The organism is Rivularia sp. UHCC 0363, assembly GCF_034931125.1.
Classification (GTDB): Bacteria; Cyanobacteriota; Cyanobacteriia; order Cyanobacteriales; family Nostocaceae; genus Rivularia.
Genome location: NZ_JAYGHM010000040.1, coordinates 51,501 through 56,289, shown reverse-complemented (window position 1 = coordinate 56,289; position 4,789 = coordinate 51,501). Strand labels below are relative to the sequence as shown.

General features: G+C 38.1%; 4 protein-coding genes. 2 read left to right on the top strand and 2 right to left on the bottom strand.

Going from position 1 to position 4,789, the window contains the following annotated elements; all coding sequences use genetic code 11:
- Window positions 1-188 (bottom strand): hypothetical protein (locus tag VB797_RS21590; RefSeq protein WP_323239796.1); only part of this gene is annotated, 188 nt, incomplete at its 3' end.
- 54 nt (window positions 189-242) lie between these two features.
- Between VB797_RS21590 and rpsD the strand changes: the two genes are divergently transcribed.
- Together rpsD and VB797_RS21580 are read left to right on the top strand one after the other, a co-directional pair.
- Window positions 243-851, top strand: coding sequence for a 30S ribosomal protein S4 (gene rpsD / locus VB797_RS21585; protein ID WP_323239795.1), 609 nt, complete (start codon window positions 243-245; stop codon window positions 849-851).
- Between the two features lie 138 nt (window positions 852-989).
- Complete coding sequence (locus VB797_RS21580) at window positions 990-1,541, top strand: hypothetical protein (RefSeq protein WP_323239794.1); 552 nt, start codon at window positions 990-992, stop codon at window positions 1,539-1,541.
- 189 nt (window positions 1,542-1,730) lie between these two features.
- On the opposite strand, the gene VB797_RS21575 is transcribed toward VB797_RS21580, so the two are convergent.
- Window positions 1,731-4,163, bottom strand: coding sequence for a hypothetical protein (locus VB797_RS21575; RefSeq protein ID WP_323239793.1), 2,433 nt, complete (start codon window positions 4,161-4,163; stop codon window positions 1,731-1,733).
- Window positions 4,164-4,789: the final 626 nt, after the last annotated feature.

Genomic DNA, 4,789 nt, shown 5'->3' with positions numbered 1-4,789 from the left:
ATCTCCCCATCTCCCGATCTCCCCATCTCCCCATCTCCCGATCTCCCGATCTCCCCATCTCCCGATCTCCCGATCTCCCGATCTCCCGATCTCCCCATCTCCCGATCTCCCGATCTCCCGATCTCCCCATCTCCCCATCTCCCCATCTCCCCATCTCTCCCTCCCCCATTCCCTAATCTTCGTTCCACCTCTATAATGATATGTCTAGTAAAATTTAAAAGGATTAGATTAAGGAAGCGATAATGTCCCGATACAGAGGACCTCGATTAAGAGTTACACGTCGCCTGGGTGAATTACCAGGGTTAACTCGTAAAACTGCTAGACGTGCTTATCCCCCCGGACAGCACGGTCAAAACCGTAAAAAGCGTTCTGAGTATGCCATTCGATTGGAGGAAAAGCAAAAGCTTAAGTTCAATTATGGTTTAACAGAAAAACAATTGGTGCGTTACGTCCGCAAAGCAAGACGAGTAACTGGTTCAACCGGACAAGTTTTGTTACAGATGCTCGAAATGCGCTTGGATAACACAATTTTCCGTTTGGGAATGGCTCCTACCATCCCCGCAGCGCGTCAATTAGTGAATCACGGACACGTTACCGTTAACGGTCGTGAAGTTAACATTGCTAGCTACCAGTGTCGTCCTGGAGAAGTTATTGGTGTTAGAAATAAAGACAATTCTCGCCAGATGGTGGAAACCAATTTGCAATATCCTGGTTTAGCAAACCTTCCTAGCCATTTAGAGTTTGATAAAAACTCAATGGTTGGAAAAGTTAATGGTGTTTGCGAACGCGAATGGATTGCTTTAAGCGTTAATGAACTGTTAGTAGTTGAATACTACTCAAGAAAAGCCTAACCATTTTAGATTTTGGATTTTGGATTTTGGATTTTATATCTTAAAATCTGATCCAAAATCTGAAAAGTGATTGAAAGGGATGAGGTATGTAGAATTATAAAAATAACTTTTAACCTTGAATCTTTTGTATTGCCATAGATGAACAAATCATTATTTTTAAAAGTGATATCAAGCTTTATTCTACTTGGTATCACTTTAGCTTTATCTGGCTGTCAACAGTTAAATGTTATTCAATCTCAAGTTTCAACTAAAAGCCGAAATACCGAGCAAGAAATTAAACCAGTTATAGAAAACTATATTCAAAGTGAAATATTTCTCAAAGATTTTTTTGGTTCTGGTTCTATAAACGGTAAAATATTCTGTTCTTATCATTTTTTAGGTGTGGATCAGAAAAATGAAAATAAAAATACTATTAATACATATATCTGGTTACTTTGTGATGAATATAATATTAAAATAAAAAGAGGTTCTGCTGCGAGCATTCCGATTGTAGTAATACTCAAAAATCAAGAAAATAAATATCAAACAGTTAATCATCAATATCCAAGAGATGGTGCTTCTTACTCAGAAGATGTAAAAAAGTTGTTTCCTACTGATGTTCGGAGAAAAATTTCTGATTTAGACCAAAATAAAATAGTTAACTATTTGAATCTAGAAAATATTAAAAAGGCTCAAATATATTTCAAGTAGAGACGTAGCATTGCTACGTCTCTATTTTATCGGTTTTAGAAAGGTATTAAGCTGTTACGCACTTAATTTGTATAATACTAGCGAGCAAGATGCATGTCCTTACGGACACGCTGCGCTACCGCACTACAATGCTTTCATTTTTTCGCATTATTTAGCTGCACATCAGCTTAGTATGTAAACCTTTCTCAATTAACCAATCAGTTCAATATTTTGGAATTGTCCAACTGCTGTTGAATTTGCGATATCATGGTCGTTACCGATAGTTAAGAAGTCAAATTGACCTGTAAAGAAATCCCCTACAGCTATGGAATATTGTGTGAATCCGTTGTCGGAACCAATAATATAATCGTTTAAGTCTTCAATACCCCAACTTTGGCTACCATCAACTTGGAAGAAGTGTTCATTATCGGGTGTTGTGCTACTAATGACATTATCATTATCGAAGCCAATACCCTGAATTTCAGCCTTACCATTACCCGCAAACTCAAATTTGAGTAAAGTATTCTCAGTGATTTCATAGCCGGTAATATCTAAGCGTTTCCAACCGTTTTGTTCTAACTGCAATTTATTGCTGTTGCTAACAGTTGAAACTATGCTTGTGTTTTGACTTTCACCACCGTAGGATAAAATTTCTTCACTTTCAGTTACTCCATTGATGGAAATATCAAGTGTGGGAGTACCTTCAAATATCTTAATATTGCTAAATGTACTTTTAGCGTCGGGGTTGGATTGGTCATCATCGTTACCGATTGTCAGGAAGTCAAAATCCCCAGTGAAAAATTTACCAACTGGGATTTCATAAATATCTTTTTCACCCAATTTACCAACGATAAATTCACTGAGATTCTCAATACCCCAGCTTTGACTACCATCAACTTGGAAGAAATGTTCGCTATCGGATGTGCTAATAGCATTATTGTTATCGAAGCCGATACCTTGGATTTCACCTTTACCGTTACCCGCGAACTCAAAACGTAGAACGGTATTTTTTGTGATGGTTGAATTAATTTCAAGTTTTTGCCAACGGTTCCCCGTCAAGTTAACTTCATTGTTAGATATCTCGACAGTTCCATTCTTAGGATTGTCTTGAATTCCACCATAGGATTCAAGTTTGATGAGAGTATTATCTTCTTGTGTAGGAGTATTATTTCCACCTGGATTTATAGGAGTTTCATTTTCGGTAGGAGTTTCATTTCCACCTGGATCTACGGGAGTTTGATCTTGCGGGGTCGCTGGTACTACCGGAGGTGCATCCGAACCACCAATCACCAACAAATAGCCGTCATTTTTACCACCTGCACTATCTTGTATCGCGTTGTGAGTAATCTGACTTCCTTCAAAATCAGTTGTTGTAACTACTGCTGTCTTACCATCGCGAAATGCTGCTACAGCTCCCTTGCTATCTGTAATGGGAGTCCAGGAACGTCTTTCTTTCAAATCCGGACTAATAACTGCGATGTATCCCTCGAAACCAGTATACTTGCTTACTGGTTGTCCTTCGATTGTCTGTATGTCCCGATTTGCAATTCTAGCTCCCGCACTTCCAGCTAAAATTACAGTACCGTCTTCTGTGGCTGTAATTGAATTTACATCGACGGAGTTGCCTTTACCATTATTGAGACGACCTAATAAAGATTGACCTTTGAGTAAATCACCATTTTTGAGGTCATAACGACCGTACCAAGTCATCTTTATCGAGTTGACGTTAGTAGGAGTGTTATATTTGTCTGTTTCGATTTTTCTATCTCCAGTCAGCTTCTCTGATAGATCGAGAGGGTCGCGATAGAAAATAGAAAAGCCGGTACCACCATTGACGAAATATGAAGAATATAGCTGTCCATCACGTCCGATCGCTACACGTTGTCCTCGTGTATCAGCCAGCAAATTTTCTTTGTAGATGTCTTTTTTATCAAAGTCATAGTTCTTCCAGAGATTTTCTCCTTCATATGACAATGCTTGAGTGAACGCAACCTGCAAAATTGCGGTTTTTTGTTCGTACCCTGTAGTAATAACCATACCTCCATTTTGGTCGGTAACAGCTATATCTTCAAATTGACGTTTGCTAATATTTGTACTCCATTCTTTGAGTTGCTCTCCATTACTATCAAATAGATAAGCTCTGTCTGCACCTTGGATATCCCGTACAATACCGACTTTTCCACTATCAGAAATCGCGACACGAGAAACGTTGTTCAGAGCTTTATTCCATTTAACTTTTGTCGCATCAGCATTTAAAACAGCAATTCCACCTTCGTAAGCAACAGCGATGTCTCCATTCTTCGATACTTCTAAATCCAGTACTTTTCCTGGTAAACGAGCGATCGCAACCGCTTGATTGGTTCGAGAATCATAACGGACAATCGTTCCGTCCCCACCACCAAGGAGGTCAGTCTGTTTCCCTCCTAGGTCTGGATTCTTTAATAAACCTCCCACAATCACGAAATTACCATCAACGGAAATATCCACCGCATTGATAAAATCATCATCCGAACCACCCAAATAGGTAGCAGCAGAAACATCTAAATTGTTCGTTGGAGACTGAGGTAGAGCGTTCTTTGGTACCGACGAGAAGGATTGGCTTTGAAGATTACTATCATCGAAATTGTTGATTTTAGTAGCCATTTTTCACTCAATATTAATGAACTTCCATCGGTAGATAACTCTGAATAACTAACTCCCCGTGTTTAACTTTCTTTGACTTTTCTTACTTAGTAACTAGGGGTATATACGATTACCGTACAGTCAAACAGAACCGATATTCCGAACCTTAGTACAGTTTTAAAAGTTGCCATATCAGTACAAAATTCAGTGTTTTATTCTTGTTATTTGCGAATATTTTTGATACATTAATTAACTTTTTTAAAATTAAGCATCAGTAAATCTAGTAATATTTTTTAAAGTTTTTACAAGTATTTGAGAATACGAATAAATATTTATTTTTGATGATGAAGTACGATGATTTTGTAAAAACTTTATCTGATATCAGTAATATCTATGAGCTAAAAATAGAATACAGTTACTTGCTTGATGTGCAAACTTTTGACTTCTAAAATTATGTGAAGAAGTTAGTTAATATCAAGTTCCTAATATGTTATTAGAAATGTAAAATAAATTTTGATAAAATGCGATTAATCGCCCGCAGCCTAGTGGTCTGCCACATAAGTTATGAGGAGTGAACGTAGTGCGACCATCTTGGTCGCTCGTTACCACCAGGGAGCGAGACCCGGACACTACGAATACATGGCTCC

What these genes read in the sequence shown, in the direction of transcription:
- rpsD (WP_323239795.1), top strand. Translation starts at nt 243, where the DNA reads ATGTCCCGATACAGAGGACCTCGATTAAGAGTTACACGTCGCCTGGGT.
- VB797_RS21580 (WP_323239794.1), top strand. Translation starts at nt 990, where the DNA reads ATGAACAAATCATTATTTTTAAAAGTGATATCAAGCTTTATTCTACTT.
- VB797_RS21575 (WP_323239793.1), bottom strand. Translation starts at nt 4,163, where the DNA reads ATGGCTACTAAAATCAACAATTTCGATGATAGTAATCTTCAAAGCCAA.